The organism is Deinococcus cellulosilyticus NBRC 106333 = KACC 11606 (assembly GCF_007990775.1).
Lineage (GTDB): Bacteria > Deinococcota > Deinococci > Deinococcales > Deinococcaceae > Deinococcus_C > Deinococcus_C cellulosilyticus.
In genome coordinates this window covers 241665-257910 of sequence record NZ_BJXB01000005.1, presented here as the reverse complement: position 1 = coordinate 257910, position 16246 = coordinate 241665, and the positions used below count along the sequence as shown (strand labels likewise).

Below are 16246 nucleotides of genomic sequence, written 5' to 3'. Positions count from 1 at the left end.
GAGAGCCGAGAGCCGAGAGCCGAGAGCCGAGAGCCGAGAGCATCGTGATTCACTGACACTGGGGGTGTCAACCTTGAAGCAGGCCACATTCGGTTCAATTTGGTTTTAAATTCATGCTTTTGGCTGAATGCCTGAGCATTGGCTTTATATTTGCCCCCGGCTCTCGGCCCTTGGCCCTCGGCAGATCCTTCAAATCCCCGTCTGCACCCCGACCACCGTGCAGATCACAAAAAGCAACCCGAAAGCCATCTGGCCCCACCCGACCACCTTGGCGGCCACCGGAGGCTGTCTGAAGGCATAAACCTGATACCCGAGCAGTGCGGTCATGGCGATCACGGTGAACATGGGGGTGAGTTGTGCATTCCCTGTGAAGGCGAGGGCAAACCAGCCCAGAATGCCGATCAGGAGACTGGTCTGGGGGAGGGTGGGTTGTTTTCTGGCCCGCATGACCTGGGTGCGGGCGAAATAGATGGAGGTCACCGAGCGCACCGCCAGTACCATCCACAGGGCGTAGGCCACGGTGGAGGATGTGCCGTCTGCCAGGGCAATGGCAGTGGCCACTGCTCCCATGGCAATGGCTCCGCACAATTCTGGGAGCAGGTTGCGGCCTTTGTTCTGGGCATCGAACCACAATTGAACGCCCATCAGGGGGGTCACGCACAGGAGGGGCAACCAGAAGTTCTGCTGGGCCTGACTGATCGCAAGCCACAGTCCAAACAGGCCCAGGGTGACGTAAAGGGCTGCAAAGCCCAGCGCAAGCCGCGTTCTGGGGTACATTTTTCTGCGCCGCAGGTCTGCCAGACAGAGCTTGATCGGGTGGCGTCCTAAAAAGCCCATCAGGGCAAGCAGCCCCAGACCCCAGCCTGCAGGGTTGGGGGCCACCAGGAGACCGAGCAGCACAGGTTCCAGGGTGAAGCCCCAGCCTCCGTGCTCGTTGGGAACGGCAACACTTTTGATCAGGTTCTTGTTGGGGGTCACGGCAGCTTGCATGCTTTCAGGGTAGGAAGTTCAGGGAAGGCTTTTGTCCTGAGAATATGCTTTTAAAAAGAACATTAACAGGGCTTGAGTAGGCAATTCAGCGTAGGATCAAAATTTGTGTCTCCAGAAGGCTGCTCCTACACTTGACCCATGCAGATTCGCAAAGCACTACCAGAGGATGCAAAACACATCGTTGAATTGCAGCAGCAGCATTACCTCAATCAATGGACTTTTGATGCCAGTGGGCTTGCACAGAACATCGAGAAATACCCTGAAAGAGGTCGCCTGGTGGCAGAGCAGGATGGGAAGGTTGTTGGTTATGCCTCCTATGCTCCTGCAGAAGTGCCCGCCACCTTGCATGTGCGGTTCTATGCCCATGCAGATCATCCTGAGGCCAGAGAATCCCTTTATGCCGCCGTATTGCAGAAGGCCCAGCAGTACCAGGCGCTCGAAAGCACCATCCGTGAGGATTACATTGCCGCAAGAGCCTTTCTGGAACAGCAGGGCTTTCAGAACACCTTTCAGAGTTATGGTGCCACAGTGGACCTCCAGAGCTTTGACTTCCAGCCTTTTGAAGGGCTCGAGGAAAGGCTGTTCATTGAAGGATTTGAAGTGCATCAGGGCACACCAGAGCCTTCAGCAGAACTGTTTGAACTGTATCTGGAAGGATTTGAGGGCGTTCCTCAGGTGCCTGCCACCCGCTGGAGTGTGCAGACCCGGGAAGATTTTGAGAAAACCTACTGGCAGGAGGGTTTTGTGTGGTTCACTGCTGCATACCGCAATCAGGTGGTTGCCCTGACCGTCCTGGATGTCAGACAGCCCGATATCCAGAGTGAAATCACCCTCACAGGCCGCAAATTTCGCCATCGAGGGCTTTGCACCCTGGTCAAAGCGCATGCCCTGCAGTGGGCCAGAACACAGGGTCACCTGAAAGCAGGAACAGGTGGGGCAGTCATCAACCTGCCCATGCTCAAAGTCAACCGCAGGCTTGGGTACCACATTGAACCCATGTGGCTGACCTACACCCGCAAGCTTTGAGTGATTTGAGGCATTTACACATAAGGCTCATCAACTCTGGCCTTGCAGGTCATCCTCTTCCTTTACAGTGAAGGCACCATGCGCCTCATGCTCAAACCCTTCAAGCTGTCTCCGCGCCTGCAGGATTTTCTGACTTTTGTGTATCTGGAGGCCCTGTGCTGCATCTTCCCTGCCGTGATCATGCTGGGACTGGCCCTCAGCAAATACATTGATTTGCCCCTTCCCAGGTACGACTTCATGTTGATTCTCTGCATCGTCATGCAGGCAGTGATGGTCCTCAGCAAACTGGAAACCGTGGATGAACTGAAGGTCATCTGTCTGTTTCATGTGTTTGGGCTGGCGCTCGAACTCTTCAAGGTGCATCACGGGTCCTGGAGTTACCCAGAAGCGGCCTACACCAAAATCTGGGATGTCCCGATTTATTCAGGCTTCATGTATGCCAGTGTCGCCAGTTACATCTGTCAGGCGTGGCGCAGGTTCAACCTGAAGTTCAGTGAATACCCCTCCTGGACGGCCAACCTTTTTGCCGCCCTGCTGTACCTGAATTTCTTCGCCAACCATTACATTGAGGACCAGCGCTGGGGCCTCACCATTGCCCTCGTGGTCCTGATGTGGAACACCCGCGTGCACTTCCAGATCAACGGCCGACCTTACCAGATGCCCCTCACCCTGTCCTTCCTGCTGATTGGGCTGTTCATCTGGCTGGCGGAAAACATAGGAACGTTTTATGGTGCCTGGAAGTACCCCAACCAGGAAACCCTGTGGCAGACAGTGCATTACGGCAAGATCAGCAGCTGGGCTCTGCTGGTGATCCTCAGTTTCGTGCTGATCGCCAAACTGAAAGGGATCAAGAGCAGCCTGCAGAAGACCAGGTATTAGAGAGTTTACAGTCCACAGTTCACAGCGACAAAGCAACAAAAAGCGGAGGACATTCTCCTCCGCTTTTCCATAGGGCTTTCACTGTTGCTTTTGGACCTTCGGCCTTCTGCTTTTTGCCATCGGCTCCTGGCTCTCGGTTTTCAGCCTTCTGCCCTTATCTGCGTCCGTATTTCTGCTCAGGTTGCGGAGCCATCCCCAGACGGCCCAGATATCCAGCGAGTTCCAGGAGTTCAATGTCGTCTTCGTCACCAAAGAAAGGCTTGACCCGGATGATCTTGCCGGGGGTTCCCCGGAACTTCTCAGGGGAGTCATCGATCAGCCAGACCCGTTCCTGCAGGTAGCCCACCTCCTGCTCGATGCGGCCCAGGTGTTTGGCCCACAGGTGTTCTTTCAGCACCTCATCGAACTCGCGAATGCAGTGCTCTCTGGACCACAGAAATTTGATCTGCTCGCTGTATTTTTTCGGGAAAACTGCTTTCAGGACAGCCTCAGCGTAATCCCAGGCAGAGGAGGTCCAGACGCCCACATCGAAGTGGTCAAAGCAGACCTTCAGGATGTCCAGGGTGTGGGGACGGATTTTGACCCGCAGGTCGTCAATCAGAAAGTCGGGATTGGGCACACGTGACCGGCTCACGGTGGAGTGGATCAGGGTTTCATCCAGGTCCAGGATGATCAGGGGTCGGTGGGTCATGGTGCGCTCCTTTACAGCTTTCTTCCATCATGTCATGGGCAGACTGACACAAATCTGTCACAGATTCAGAACATTCAGAAGACCTCAAATCTGCTGGTGCCAGTTGCGCTTCTCCAGCCTGCGAACGTCTCTGTGGTCCCTGATTTTCAGAAGATAGCACCCGAGCCTGACCAGTTCCTGATCATCTGCATCCCCCTCAAAAGGCGTCACCCGGATCAGGTTTCCATAAGCAGTGCGGAATTTCTCTGGAGAATCATCAATGACCAGCGTGCGTTCCAGACGGTACCCTCTGGATTTGACCTTGTGGAGGCGCTTGGCCCACACAAAATCCTGCACCTCCTCATCCCAGCAGTAGGTGCAGCGCTCTCTGGCCCAGATGAATTTCAACTGCCCTGGATCTTCAAAGAGGTGCTGCACAGCAATCCAGGCATAATCTGCACTGGAAGAGGTCCAGACCCCCACATCGAAATGCTCAAAAGCCAGTTCCAGAAAACCCTTCAGGTGGGGCCTGACCTTCACACGGTACTCCCACATGCGAAAATCAGGCTCCACCTTCAGGGACCTTGAAGCATGCATCAGGGTCTCATCAAGGTCCAGAACCAGCAGCATCCTGTTCACAAAGGCACGTCCAGCCCCTCCACAGCAATCATGTCAAACTGGGCAATGCCATCACGGGCGGCTTTCGCTTTCTGGTAAGCTTCGCTGGCATACCACTCGCGGATGCGTTCCAGCGAATCGAATTCCAGCACCACCAGACGCTCAGGGTGGTACTCCCCTTCCAGCATCAGCATGGGGCCACCTCGCACCAGATAGCGGCCACCGTACTGGTGCACGGACTGCTGGGCAAGGTCACGGTACTCCTGAATTCTGGTCGGGTCAGACACCCGGGTGTTCACGATGATGTAGGCAGGCATGATGTATTGTCACCACGGGGTGCGGAGTGGCGTCAAGGGGTTTGAGAACGCCGAGGGCAAAAAGCAGAAACCTTGCTGTCCTTGATCAACGGAACAGTGGGAACATCCCAGATCGTGATGGATGGAGCTCAGGCCCTTCAAGAACACCCTTGCAATTGCTGGAGGAAAGCCCTTTCCCTCTTCACATTCAAACAGAAGTGGCCACAAGCGAGCCAAGAATCCCAGGTCTGTTGCCCTCGGCCCTCGGCATCTTTTACATGCTGCTGATCACATTCGACAATTCCGTCTCGGCCAGACGTTCCAGCAGGGCGTAACTGGTCCCGGTGGATTCACTGAGGGCCCGCAGGTAGCCATGCAGGTAACTGCCACTGCCAAGGGCCAGGGCCGTCTTGACAAGTCGCATCAGGGCACCTGCCAGTGCAGTGGCCTCTGGGCCTGAAAAAGAGGCGTGGGTCTTCTCCAGCAGTTTCTGTTCCACAATGCCCCAGGCTCCCACCACAGAGGCCATTCTGAGGCGTCTGTTGGCATTGACCAGTCCCATCATGGTCAGGCGGTGCCAGAAGTCCTGGGAGGTGCCGTTCTTGATGGCCTCTGCCCACCAGTGCCCCACGGTGAAGAGGGCTCCAGGGCCAGCGAAGGGGTTTTGATCTTCAGAGATGCTTTCCAGCACAGCCTGTTCGAGGTCAGAACTCCAGCCAAGCAGCTGGTCTTGATGGGCTTTCAGCAGATGTGCGTCTTGTTCGGAAAATTTTTGCGCGGATGGCAGTTCCCTGAGGATGCCCGCGTACAGTTCAGATAGGGTGGCAGCGCCTTGCATGGTTCCCTCCTTGCGAGTATTTGATGCTCGTGGTGTGGCAAGAGACAGAGCGCATCACAAAAAAACATGCAGAACCGAAAATAGTTCTGACCTTTTATACCACAAAAAACCCTCTGGAAGATTTACCAGAGGGTTGATTCTGTTGTTACGTTTTCTGAAACCTTCTGAAAAAAGCGGAATCTCAGAAAATCTGTGACTTTGGACCGCTTTCCAGGTCCTGCAAACAGAGGTTACAGCAACTCGGCAATTCTGCGGCTGGTGTCCCGGGCTTCCAGGTGGATCAGGCCCACGCTGGACCAGGTGGGAGCCACCACGGCCAGAACCCCTTTGGTCCCGGCAGCATAGATCAGGATCTGTCCGGTGCTGCCAGTCACACTGGTTTCTGCCAGTTGGCCTGCACCCAGGGTTTCCCCGATGCGCTTGCCAAGACCCAGAGCAGTGGCGGCCATGGCTGCAATGCGAACCGGGTCAGAAGAGCCGCCCATCGAGTAGGCGATGGGCAATCCGTCCGTGGAGGCCACCAATGCACCTTGCAATTCGGGAATCGCTGTACGCAAATGATCAATCGCGGCTTGAAGCTGTTCCTGCTTGCTCATGCTTTAAAGGGCCTCCGGACGAGAAATGGTTTGAGAGAATGCTTAGGGCTGGACAACAGGGTTGCCGTTGCGGGCTTCGTTGGCCAGCGCGATGATGGAGTGGATCACGTCCATGCAGGTGTCACCATCGGTGGCATTGACGCCGAAAACGCGGTCATAGGGCAGCTGGAAGTAGTCTGCCACGTCGTCGGGCCGCCACACTTTGGGAAGGTCCTGGTGGGTGACGCCAATCACGAAAGGCACGGGAATCCGGGAGGTGATGAACTCCAGAATGGCGCGGGCACGGCCCAGGTCGCCAGGACGGGTTCCAGACACCAGCATGATCAGTCCGAGTGCACCTTCACACACCACTTCCCACATGAAGTCGAAGCGGTCCTGACCGGGGGTCCCGAACAGGTAGATGGGGCTGTCGTCGACGGTCAGGGTGCCGAAGTCCAGCGCAATGGTGGTTTTGGCCTTTCCGATGTCCTCGGTGGCGTCCGCGTCGGTGTCCACCACTTCGGTCTCGGACAGGCTCCGGATGAAGGTGGTTTTTCCTGCACCTACGGGGCCTGAAACGACGATCTTGAGGGGCTTGATCATTGAGAGGTCCTCGCCTTGAACAGACGGCTGAAGAGGCTGCGGAAGGCTCCGAACAGACCACCTTTGCCGCCTTTAGCAACAACTTGCTGCACCACTTGCTGGCTCTGCACGTACTGGGTTTCGGATTCGAAAGCACGCACAGGGGCAATGGCTCCGTGGGAACGAAGCTGGTACAGGTACAACTGGGCCACTTCCATGGAGATGGGAAGGTCGAGTTTCTGGATCAGTTCGCGGGCGCTCACACCGTTGGGCTGGGACAGCAGGTGCAGGGCGCTCTGGAAGAAGAGCTCTAAGCCTTCATGGGCCCAGAATTCGGTGGGTTTCAGCAGAATGAAGCGGGTGTCAGGGTGAGCGAAGCGTTCCCGGTCCCTTTCCACCTGTTCTTTGATGTCCTCGGAGGCCATGGACCGTCCAAGGCGCTCGATGGGCAGCAGGAAGTTGTTCACCAGTTCAGTGGGTTCTGTTTTGGCGAATTCGAAAGTGCAGCTGCCACGGCGAGAGAGGGCTTTGAGGTAGTCACGGATCTGTGACACGTCCTTAACGGGTTCCTTGCCGATGAAGAAGGCACAGAGCATGCCCTGCATGAAGTGCAGTTCGTAACTCTGCTTGGAATCGTTATCAGCGATGAAGAGCTTACCGGACCTTCTGGAGATGGTGGCCAGCACTTCGGTGAGTGGGATGTCTGCAAAACTTCCTGTTACTGCCATAGTATTCCTCGCGACAAGAGGGACTTAGACCGCTTACTTTGCGCAGCAAACGTGTTCTAACGCGCTGTGCTCTGGAGACTGTGTATTAAAAAACTATCACAGGCGTCTTAACAAAATCAAACGTCTGCGTTGTAGAGCACGGTCTCATTCTATGATCCTGAGAATCACAGGATTATCACAGCGTCGTCTTCCCTCCAGTTTCGCGTTCACCCCTTTCAACGCCCTATTGGCAAGCGGTGTCTTTGCCGTGGCTCTTGTTCTAAAGGTACTCTGAACTCAATTGTAACGCAACCTTCAGCGTGGCTTCAGGAGACAAATGCCCTTTCTCACCAGATCCGGGATTCAGCCTCAAGCAGCATCCAGACGAAAAAAATTGCATCAATTTTTGCACCTTAATCAAAGGGGTACGTCTGCTTTACGGTTCTTTCTGTCTTTACATTTTGTTCCTGCACAGGAGCCAGAGCACATCAAAAAAGGCACTGCCGGAAAAGCAGTGCCTGAAACAACGGTCAAGCTGCTGAAACGAAGCTGAGGATCAGAAGGCCTGTTCCAGCGCTCCCAGAGCAGCGTCAGCATCTTTGATGCCTGCCTGGGCCATGTCAGGACGGCCACCACCGCGACCCCCTGCAGCCTGGGCCAGCACACCGATGATCTTCCCGGCGTTGGCTCCTTTTGCCACTGCGTCCTTGCTGGCCTTGACCACCAGACCTGCATCGGAAGCAACAACGACCACATCGGCCTGGGTTGCGTCCATCAGAGAATCGGCAGCACCACGCAGGGCACCCGATTCCAGACCCACCACCTTCAGGCTGGCGACCTTGAAGCCACCAAGTTCCTGCACGTTCTGGCCTGCACCACCAGAGACCTGGGCACGGGCCAGGTCCCGTTTCAGGTTGTCGATGGTCTGGTTCAGCTCCTTGATCTGGCCCTGCACCTGCTGCACCCGCTCGGGAAGGGCAGTGGTGCTGGTGTTCAGCAGACCTGCGGCACGTCCCAGCAGGTCAAACTGCTGGCGGATGTACTGGCTGGCAGCCTCACCACACAGGGCTTCAATGCGGCGCACTCCGGCAGCAAGGTTCTCATCGCTGACGATCACAAAAGTGCCGATTTCTCCGGTGCGCTTCACATGGGTTCCACCGCAGAGTTCCTTGCTTGAGATGGTTTCGTTGGTGATGTCCCGGATGACCCCACCTTCCACGCTCACCACACGCACCACATCACCATATTTTTCCCCGAACAGGGCCATGGCTCCGGTGGCACGGGCTTCATCGATGGGCATGTAAGCGTAGTTCACAGCGAAATCCGACTGAATCCAGCGGTTCACCAGCACCTCGATTTCACGGATTTCCTCAGTGCTGAGGGCCTCATTGTGGGTGTAGTCGAAACGCAGACGGTCCGGAGTCACCAGGCTTCCGGCCTGACGCACGGTGCTCCCCAGAATGGTGCGCATGGCAGCCTGCAGCAGGTGGGTGGCGGTGTGGTGGCGTTCGGTGGCCTTGCGTCTGGGTCCGACCACAGCACGCACCTGAGCCCCTTCTTCAAGCGAACCTTCCTTGACTTCCAGGGTGTGCAGGAAAATGCCCTGAGGGGTCTTCTGGGTGCTGGTGACCATGCCCCAGCCCCCATCCCATTCGATCATTCCGCTGTCTCCGACCTGACCGCCCCCCTCGGCATAGAAAGGGGTGGTGGAGAGGATCACCTGGGCCGTCTGGTTAACGGTAATGATTTTGTAAGACTCCCCTTCCACAATCAGGGCCAGCACGGAGGCATGGGACTCGGTGGTGTCATACCCCACGAACTCGGTGGCCCCATGCTCACGGGCCACTTCATCGAGCACCTCTGCAACGGCACCGAACAGTTCCTGCTTGCCCATCTTGCTGGCGGCACGGGCCCTTTCCTGCTGCTCTTTGAAGGCCACCTCGAAGCCTTCCTGATCCACTTTGATGCCTTTTTCTTCAGCAATTTCAATGGTCAGGTCGAGGGGGAAGCCGTAGGTGTCATAAAGGGTGAAGGCTTCCTGACCGTTCAGGGTGTCCCCCTCAGAGAGCACAGAAAGCAGGTGGTCCAGACGCTCGATCCCGGCGGCCACAGTCTGCAGGAAGCGCACTTCCTCGGTCTTCATGACGCTCTGGATGCGGGACTCTTCCTGCTTCAGTTCAGGGTAGGCATCACCCATGGCCTGAACGACCAGAGGCACGAGGGTGTAAAGCACAGGCTCACGGAAGCCCAGCAGGTAGGCGTGGCGGATGGCCCGACGCAGCACTTTGCGCAGCACGTAACCCCGTCCGGTGTTGCTGGGGAGGGTGCCGTCTGCAAGCACCATGGTCACACTGCGCAGGTGCTCGGCAATCACCCGGTGGGAAACAGACTTCTCACCTTCATAGGCCTTGCCGGAGAGTTCACTCACCCGGTCAATGATCGGGCGGAAGGTGTCGGTGCTGTAAAAGTCAAAGACATCCTGCAGGATGCTGGCCATGCGCTCCAGACCCATCCCGGTGTCGATGTTCTTGAAAGGCAGGTCGGCAAGCACACCCCCATCCTGGCGGTCAAACTGGGGGAAAACCAGGTTCCAGATTTCCAGGAAGCGAGCGCTTTCACGGGTCTCTTTGTAATCTTCCCAGGTGTCGTCTCCGAACTCGGGACCCCGGTCGTAGTAAATCTCGGAGCAGGGACCGCAGGGACCGTTGGGACCCTTGGCAGGCGCATCGGCAGGCCAGAAGTTCTCGTCGGCATCAAAGCGGATGATGTGACTGGGATCGACCCCGAGGGCAGTCCAGTACCCGAAAGCCTCATCGTCATCCTTATAGATGGTGACGTAAAGCTTGGATTTGTCGAGGGCAAACCACGCTTCGCTGGTCAGCAGTTCCCACGCCCACTCGATGGCCTCTTTCTTGAAGTAATCCCCGAAGCTGAAGTTCCCGAGCATCTCAAAGAGGCTCAGGTGACGGCGGGTGCGACCCACGTTCTCGATGTCCCCGAGGCGCACGCACTTCTGGGCCGTGGTGATTCTGCGGTGCTCCCCTTCGATACCGGGGAAGGTTGCTGCACCCCCCAGAAACTGGGGTTTGAAAGGCTGCATGCCTGCAACAGTAAACAGCGTGGTGGGATCAGGGGCCACCGTCGAATGGGACGGCAGTCGCAGGTGTCCTTTGCTCTCGAAAAACGAGAGGTATTTCTGGCGGATTTCGTTGGTGCTCAGCTTGGCAGTCATCCCTAGGATTATACAAAGGTCCCTGTGAGAGGCCAAATCCAGCAAATGGCTGTAAGCCAGAGGTCTCCTGCCCTTTAGATCTGGCGTTTGAGGTTTCTGAGGTCAGATCCCCCCTGCCTTGCCTGGTGCTCCGCACTGCAAGGCTGTCCCCCCTTAACAAAAGGGGGTTGGTGAAAGACTGAACTGGAGACCATCCTAGACGTTCTACAATCGCCCAACGCTGACGGGGGAACCACCAGGCGAAGCGAGGTGCAGGAGGATCTTGTCCTCCCAACGCTGACAGGGGACCGCTTCAAGCAAAGCGCAGAAGCAGGGGGATCTTGTCCAACTTCTGCTCAATTCAGCAAAAGTTCTGCAGATGGAATCCCTTCCAGATGTTTGCTTTCTCTTTGAGATCCTGCATCTGGCCCTTTAGGCTGAAGGTACCCCGGAATTCGCACTTCTCCTTACCCCTTTCTTCCGGGTTGCCGTCTCTACAGAACACCACTTCCTTGAGAGCAGTCAGGCAACCAGCATCCCGGTCTCCAACGGCACACATCCTCTGGAGACCGGGATGCTGGCTTTTATCTTTTTGCAGGGCTGTGAAGCAGCAGCAGGAGGGGCACAATCACCTGCAGGGCCAGCAGGGTGACGGCAGCAATCATGTCTGCAGGTTGCGAGAAAGTGTGCAGGTGGGTGACGTGGTAGAACAGGTGGGGAGCCCCGAAAATCAATGTGCTGATCGCCACCACACGTGTGCTTGCCTGAGCAGGCCAGAAGATGGAGGCCAGGGTCAGGGCAGCGAGGGCCAGTTGCAGGCTGCCGAAGTCCCGCAGCAGGTGCTCATTGTAAGGACCATCTGCTGCAACCCAGGGGTGTCCTGGAAGGGGAAAATTCTGGTAGAAGCCCTGTGGGCTGATCAGAGCCCAGAATCCAGGCACCAGAAAGTTGAGCGCGAGATACCAGAGCCCTGCTGTCTCACCGGGCAGACGTGTCTGCTGCACCGTCTGCATGCTCAACCCCTGGCTTTCTGGTAGAGGTTGGCGATCCTGTCCTGCCTGGAAAGCCACTGATGCCAGGTCTCTCCTTTGCGGCTCACATCCAGCCTGCTCAGGTCTTTCCAGACCGTGATGAAAGGGAGGGGCAGGGGGAAGGTGTACACCTTTTTGTGGTTGCCCTGGGCCTGCAGATAACTGCGGATCATCTGGTCCAGGGTCAGGACTTCAGGGCCAGCGAGGTCTCTCATGCGTCCTGCAGGTGGGTTCAGGGCTGCGTGGGCGAGGTCTTCTGCCACGGGTTCAAGCTGGACAGGCTGAAAACAGAGGTCTCTGGGCAGCAGGATCAGGGGGATTTTGCTGAGGGTGTCAATCAGGAAACCCACGAAGTCATGGAACTGGGCAGACCGGAGGATGGTGTAGGGCACCCCGCTCTGGATCACGGTCTGCTCGTCTTGCCATTTGGCCCTGTAATAAGGGTAGAACGTCATGCGGTCCACCCCGATGATGCTGATCAGGACGACATGTTTCACCCCTGAAGCCCGTACAGCCTCCATCAGGTTCCGGGTGGCCAGGGTGTTTTCTCTGGCGTTCTGGGGGTTGTGGGCGCAGTGGATGACCACATCCACATCTTTGAGGGCCTCCTGCAGACCTGTATTGGCGACCAGATCTCCCTGAGCAATCTCCATTCCCTGGCCTGCATTTTGCATTTTGCGACTGAGGACCCTGGGAAGGGCACCTTTCTGTCTGAGCTCGTCCACCACCCTGCGTCCGAGGACGCCCGTTCCACCTGTGACCAGAACCCGTATCATGCTTCTCTCCTTTCAGGAAGGTATTTTTGCAACAGAAGATCCACCACGTGTTGCTTGCGTTTCTCGCGGATCTGCGGATCGTCCATGTGGACACCCAGGGGCTTCAGGAAGGTTTCGGCGTGGGCCACCGGAAACCAGCACAGGGCTGTGAGGTCGATCATGAATTGCTCGGGTTCCCCCTGCCAGTCGAGTTCCTGCTGCATCAGGGCAAGGGCTTCTCTGAAGACTTCAAGCTGGCGGGGCAGGTGCCCGAGGAACTGTCCTCCGTTCAGGGTCTCCCATTCGGTGAGCCGCACAAAGCGGGGATGTTTCAGCTGGAAGTCGAAAAACTGTTCAATGGCGAAGCGCAGAAGTTGCCTGGGTTCGTGATCGGGTTGCTGCACCAGACTGCGCAGGGTGAGGACCAGTTGCAGGGGTTCTGCAAAAGCCCTGTCCAGCACGGCCTGATACAGGCCTTCTTTTGATCCAAAGAAATATCCCGGGGTGCCCCGGGCCACACCTGCCTGATCACAGATCTCCTGCAGGCTGGTTTTTTCAAATCCTTTTTCGGCAAACAGCCTTTCTGCTGCTTCCAGGATCAGCTGCCTGCTTTTCTCTGCAGCTGCCGCTTTCTGGTTGATGCGGGTCATGAAGGCTCCTCCTCACTGCAGGGTACAATAATCTTCGCTGAACGTACAGCATAAAGATCGCCCCATCAATTGACCGGATACAAATTTGTCTATACGTCAGGTTCTGGATGGGTTCACCTGCCCTTTGCTGCTCCTGACCTGTTTTTTCAGACCCCAACCCCTCAAGGGGGAAAATCCCGATCAGGATGTTCCCTGAACCGTAAGAAAACTGTGCTCCAAACCCGCTATGATGAAGCAAATGAGTTTCCTGAGGAGGTTTTTAAATCTTGCTGAAGACGAATCCAGTGTCACACAGGACGCCGTCTCAGATGGAAACAGCATCACCATGCTTTTTCCGATCCTCCCGGACCTCAACCGGGCAGTGATCAGCCTCAGGCAACTCTTGCAGGACCCCAACATCCACTTCCAGCGCATGGATGGTCAGGAAGCTGGAAACTTCCAGATGATTGGTCATGAAGTGCAGGTCACGGGCATCGACACCATCTTGCCCCGTGACCTGCAAAACCGCACCATTCATGCCAGCGACTACGCCAAGAGCATCAAGGACCAGTTGCAGAACCACCGGGCCCACATGCACTGCACCTACACCGGAGAGAATGACAGCCCTCTGCAGCAGATGCTTGCCCTCTATCAGGTGGCTGCAGCTTTTGCCCCTCTTGGACTCCTCGGAGTGGTGGATGAGGTCGCCTGCGTGGCCCATCCTGCACGGGTGGTCAAGGAAGTGGCCCTCAGCACAGACCGTCACCAGTTGAAAAAAGACATCCCAACCGCCTTCTGGACCAGCCTCAACAAGGTCAAACGGCCAGATGGTCTGGTCTGGTACGCCACCAGGGGCTTTGAGCGCTTCCGTTCGCCCAATTTTGCCCTGCTGGCCCAGGATGGACAGGCGGACGATGTGCTCGAGGTCTTCACCATGCTGCTCAAGGAAGTGGTCTTCGAGAAAGCCGTCTACCAGGTGGGGCAGTCCATGCATCTGGCAGGAACAGACCTGCTTTTTCATGACCTGTACGAGTACCAGGAAGAGCTCAGTGCCCATGCTCCCGTTCTGGTGGTCGAAATCGAGAGCTGATTCACAGCAGACAGTTCACAGTCAACAGTTCACAGTTAAATTTCTGGCAGTGGTGTTGCAAAAGGGCAGGCAGAGACAGAAAGCAAGATTCTATCCCAGGACGAGCGTTTTCAGGAACTCTGGTCAAAACGCCTGTGGTTTTGTGCAAGATTTGCCTATTCAATATGTTTTTTAAAGTGTTAGATTGGGCCGTGACTGTTCCCACCCAACTCCAGAACCCCAGACCCCGGAACTCCACCCTGGAAATCATCCTGATGGTGGGCCTCCTGCAGGCCATCAGTGCCTTCACCATCGACATCATGCTTCCTGCGCTCAGCATCATGAGCCAGGATTTCGGAGTGAGTGAAACCCGTGCCCAGCTGATTGTGGGCGTGTACTTCTTCGGATTTGCGGCAGGACAGCTGATTCACGGACCCCTCAGCGACCAGTACGGCAGAAAACCCATCCTGATGGGGGCTCTGGGACTTTATCTGCTGGCCACCATTGGCATCCTGTTCACGCAGGATTTCACCTTGCTGCTGGCGCTGCGGGCACTGCAGGGATTGCTGGGTGCAGGCATGCGAATCGTGCCCACGGCCCTGATCCGGGACCAGTATGCCGGAGCAGAAATGGCCCGCATCATGTCCTTTGCCATGATGGTCTTCCTGATTGCTCCAGTGATTGCCCCAAGCATCGGGACGGTTTTTCTGCAATGGGGCTGGCATGCCATCTTCATTTTCATTGCTGCCCTCACAGGTGTTCTGATGCTGTGGGCAGGGCTCAGGCTGCATGAAACCCTCCCTGCAGAGAAACGCAGGGTGCAGAACTTTACCAACCTGAGAAATGCAGCCTCCCAGGTCTTCCACAACAAACAGAGTGTGGCCTACACCCTGATCCTCACCTTCACCTTCGCCATCCTGTACACCTACCTGATGAGTGCACCCCAGATGTACAAGAGCTTCCTGGGGCTCAGCAACACACAATTCGCCCTGGCTTTCGGAGCAACAGGCATCATGCAGACCCTCGGGGCCTTTGTGAATGGTGCCCTGGTGACGCGTCTGGGCCTGCACAAACTGATCCGCTACGCCCTGTGGGGCATCTGTGCCATCAGCTTCCTGACCGTGCCCCACGCCCTGCTGGACCACCAGGTGATCGGGGTGTGGTTGCACATCAGCCTGGTCTTGTTCTTCATGAGCATCACCTTCCCGAATGCCAACAGTGCAGCCCTTGAACCTCTGGGCAACATCGCAGGATTTGCGAGCAGCATCATCGGATTTGTCAGCAGTGCAGGGGCAGGCCTGCTGGGCTCCCTGATCGGACAGTGGGCCGCAGGCGACTTCCTGAAGTTCGGCATTGGCTGGACCGGACTCGCCTTCATCAGCCTGATGATCCTCACATGGCTCTGGCAGCGGCACCGGCCTGAAGCGAAGCGGGTTAGGGTTTGAGAGCCGAGAGCACAGGAAATTCTTGCCTTACTGGTGTCAAACAAATGACGTATCGGCGGGCAGATGGCTTGCCCCTCTGGCACACAGCTGCAGGTTCACTTTCAAGAACATCATCTCACCTTACAGGCAATGGCCGCTGCATTCCGATTTGCCCTCGGCTCTCTCTTGACCCGAAGACGTGCTTGCGGGGCGGCCCGCGTCGCACTGGTCGCTCGGCCCTGAGCCCTCGGCCTTCAGACATGCACCCAGAACAGCGGCTGAATCGAAAGGTCCGTTTCTGATTCCTGCCAGAACAACCAGGACGCATAAGAACGAAAAGGACGCCACCTCTCTGCAATTCCAGGGGTGGCGTCCTGCCCCATCACCCGAAAAAAGCCGCGCCTCAGGGCCACATCTCCCCAGGGGAACACGTCTTCATGGCCCAGTCCGAACATCAGGAACATGTCTGTGGACCACTGGCCAATGCCCCACATGCCCAGCAGGATTTCACTGACTTTTGCGTCTGGTTCATGCTGCAAGGCATCCAGATCGAGTCCTTCCTTGACCCTGACAGCCATGCCTTTGAGGGTGCGGATCTTGTTGCGGGTCATGCCGAGTTTGCCCAGCACATCTTCGGGGGTTTCCAGCATCTTTTCGGGGGTGAAGCTGCCCAGATGGTTCAACACCCGCTTCTCCACCGCCACAGAGGAACGCACACTGACCTGCTGCCCAATCACGATGCTGCACAGGCCAGCGAAAGCGTCAAAAGAGCCCTTGAAGGTCTCAGGCAGAGGGTATTTTTCCAGCAAGGAGGCAAGGATCGGGTCCTGTTCCAGGAAGGTGCGGGCAGCAGAGGCAGACATGGAAACCATCATTCCTGAAAAGCAGGCTTCAGAAAATGCGAGGCCTTACCGAGTTGAGACAAAAAGAAAAGATCCGCTGTTTC

At 56.5% G+C, this 16246-nt stretch carries 18 protein-coding genes; 5 read left to right on the top strand and 13 right to left on the bottom strand.

The genetic code is table 11. From position 1 onward, the window contains the following. Positions 1-189: 189 nt before the first annotated feature. Entirely contained in the window at positions 190-990 is an 801-nt protein-coding gene (locus DC3_RS07960; RefSeq protein ID WP_146883763.1) for a YwiC-like family protein, read from the bottom strand. Between the two features lie 138 nt (positions 991-1128). On the opposite strand from DC3_RS07960, the gene DC3_RS07955 reads away from it, so the two are divergent. After that, complete coding sequence (locus DC3_RS07955) at positions 1129-2016, top strand: GNAT family N-acetyltransferase (protein WP_146883761.1); 888 nt, start codon at positions 1129-1131, stop codon at positions 2014-2016. Between the two features lie 78 nt (positions 2017-2094). Further along, the gene (locus tag DC3_RS07950; RefSeq protein WP_222594719.1) at positions 2095-2895 is read left to right on the top strand and encodes a DUF817 domain-containing protein; all 801 of its coding nucleotides are present in this window, start codon (positions 2095-2097) and stop codon (positions 2893-2895) included. Positions 2896-3049: 154 nt separating this feature from the next. Here the strand turns inward: DC3_RS07950 and DC3_RS07945 are convergent, their stop codons facing one another. From DC3_RS07945 to DC3_RS07915, 7 genes are all read right to left on the bottom strand, one after another. Beyond that, complete coding sequence (locus DC3_RS07945) at positions 3050-3586, bottom strand: HAD family hydrolase (RefSeq protein WP_146883759.1); 537 nt, start codon at positions 3584-3586, stop codon at positions 3050-3052. 84 nt (positions 3587-3670) lie between these two features. Then, on the bottom strand, positions 3671-4195 hold the full coding sequence (locus DC3_RS07940; RefSeq protein WP_246130593.1) for an HAD family hydrolase: 525 nt from the start codon (positions 4193-4195) through the stop codon (positions 3671-3673). 5 nt (positions 4196-4200) lie between these two features. Further along, a complete protein-coding gene (locus DC3_RS07935) occupies positions 4201-4500 on the bottom strand; it encodes a DUF1330 domain-containing protein (protein ID WP_146883754.1) in 300 nt (99 codons plus the stop codon). A 253-nt stretch (positions 4501-4753) separates the two neighbouring features. Next, a complete protein-coding gene (locus tag DC3_RS07930; protein WP_146883752.1) occupies positions 4754-5317 on the bottom strand; it encodes a globin family protein in 564 nt (187 codons plus the stop codon). 230 nt (positions 5318-5547) lie between these two features. Further along, positions 5548-5913, bottom strand: a complete 366-nt coding sequence (locus tag DC3_RS07925; RefSeq protein ID WP_146883750.1) for a roadblock/LC7 domain-containing protein — start codon at positions 5911-5913, stop codon at positions 5548-5550. Positions 5914-5955: 42 nt separating this feature from the next. Beyond that, positions 5956-6495: a GTP-binding protein gene (locus DC3_RS07920; RefSeq protein WP_222594718.1), complete on the bottom strand. Its 540-nt coding sequence runs from the start codon at positions 6493-6495 to the stop codon at positions 5956-5958. Further along, the gene (locus DC3_RS07915; protein WP_146883748.1) at positions 6492-7202 is read right to left on the bottom strand and encodes a DUF4388 domain-containing protein; all 711 of its coding nucleotides are present in this window, start codon (positions 7200-7202) and stop codon (positions 6492-6494) included. Before DC3_RS07915 ends, DC3_RS07920 begins: the two co-directional genes overlap by 4 nt. Before the next feature lie 316 nt (positions 7203-7518). On the opposite strand from DC3_RS07915, the gene DC3_RS07910 reads away from it, so the two are divergent. Then, a complete protein-coding gene (locus DC3_RS07910) occupies positions 7519-7734 on the top strand; it encodes a hypothetical protein (RefSeq protein WP_146883746.1) in 216 nt (71 codons plus the stop codon). A 3-nt stretch (positions 7735-7737) separates the two neighbouring features. On the opposite strand, the gene alaS is transcribed toward DC3_RS07910, so the two are convergent. From alaS to DC3_RS07890, 4 genes are all read right to left on the bottom strand, one after another. Further along, positions 7738-10413, bottom strand: a complete 2676-nt coding sequence (gene alaS / locus DC3_RS07905; protein WP_146883744.1) for an alanine--tRNA ligase — start codon at positions 10411-10413, stop codon at positions 7738-7740. Positions 10414-10976: 563 nt separating this feature from the next. Beyond that, positions 10977-11405: a hypothetical protein gene (locus tag DC3_RS07900; protein ID WP_146883742.1), complete on the bottom strand. Its 429-nt coding sequence runs from the start codon at positions 11403-11405 to the stop codon at positions 10977-10979. 2 nt (positions 11406-11407) lie between these two features. Next, a complete protein-coding gene (locus DC3_RS07895) occupies positions 11408-12199 on the bottom strand; it encodes an SDR family oxidoreductase (RefSeq protein ID WP_146883740.1) in 792 nt (263 codons plus the stop codon). Continuing rightward, complete coding sequence (locus tag DC3_RS07890) at positions 12196-12828, bottom strand: TetR/AcrR family transcriptional regulator (protein WP_146883738.1); 633 nt, start codon at positions 12826-12828, stop codon at positions 12196-12198. The genes DC3_RS07895 and DC3_RS07890 overlap by 4 nt, the downstream gene beginning before the upstream one ends. A gap of 238 nt (positions 12829-13066) precedes the next feature. Between DC3_RS07890 and DC3_RS07885 the strand changes: the two genes are divergently transcribed. Both DC3_RS07885 and DC3_RS07880 read left to right on the top strand, forming a co-directional pair. Continuing rightward, entirely contained in the window at positions 13067-13897 is an 831-nt protein-coding gene (locus DC3_RS07885; RefSeq protein WP_146883736.1) for a hypothetical protein, read from the top strand. Positions 13898-14088: 191 nt separating this feature from the next. Further along, positions 14089-15321: a multidrug effflux MFS transporter gene (locus DC3_RS07880; RefSeq protein ID WP_186815908.1), complete on the top strand. Its 1233-nt coding sequence runs from the start codon at positions 14089-14091 to the stop codon at positions 15319-15321. 233 nt (positions 15322-15554) lie between these two features. On the opposite strand, the gene DC3_RS07875 is transcribed toward DC3_RS07880, so the two are convergent. After that, complete coding sequence (locus tag DC3_RS07875) at positions 15555-16163, bottom strand: DNA-3-methyladenine glycosylase family protein (protein ID WP_186815907.1); 609 nt, start codon at positions 16161-16163, stop codon at positions 15555-15557. Between the last annotated feature and the right edge of the window lie 83 nt (positions 16164-16246).